The 378-nt window shown below is 23.3% G+C and carries 1 protein-coding gene; it reads right to left on the bottom strand.

Annotated elements, in window-relative coordinates:
* A partial coding sequence (locus tag HUN22_RS17815; protein WP_174732125.1) for a nucleotidyltransferase domain-containing protein occupies positions 1–378 on the bottom strand: 378 nt, incomplete at both ends.

Here is a 378-nt window from a genome sequence, read left to right as displayed (position 1 = left end):
ACATATAGACTTCTTTAACGACTCAGAAGAAAAAAGGCTATAAATTTCTTGAAAGTAATCATGACCATAAAGTGGCAAACTATCAAAAATCTTAATAAGAAAATCCAAATCTTCTTTTTTAAAAGTATAATTAAGATTTAAAAAATTATTATTTAGTTTTTCTTTTAAAAAATCAGCACTCAATAATAAAATTTCATATTTTTTTCCATTTATATTTTTAACAATATAATCACCCATTTTATCTAAGTAAGTATTATCTTTAAAGAAAAAGTTTAGATCTACATCTGAAGTTGATGATTGTAATCCATAACGGTAAGATCCTGTTACGGATATAGCCAATAGATTTTCTGTAATATCATTATCAAAATTCTGTAACAG

It is taken from the genome of Acinetobacter lactucae, assembly GCF_013344765.1.
Lineage (GTDB): Bacteria > Pseudomonadota > Gammaproteobacteria > Pseudomonadales > Moraxellaceae > Acinetobacter > Acinetobacter lactucae_A.
Note: the sequence above shows the minus strand (reverse complement) of the source record. Positions and strands in the feature narration are given on the sequence as shown.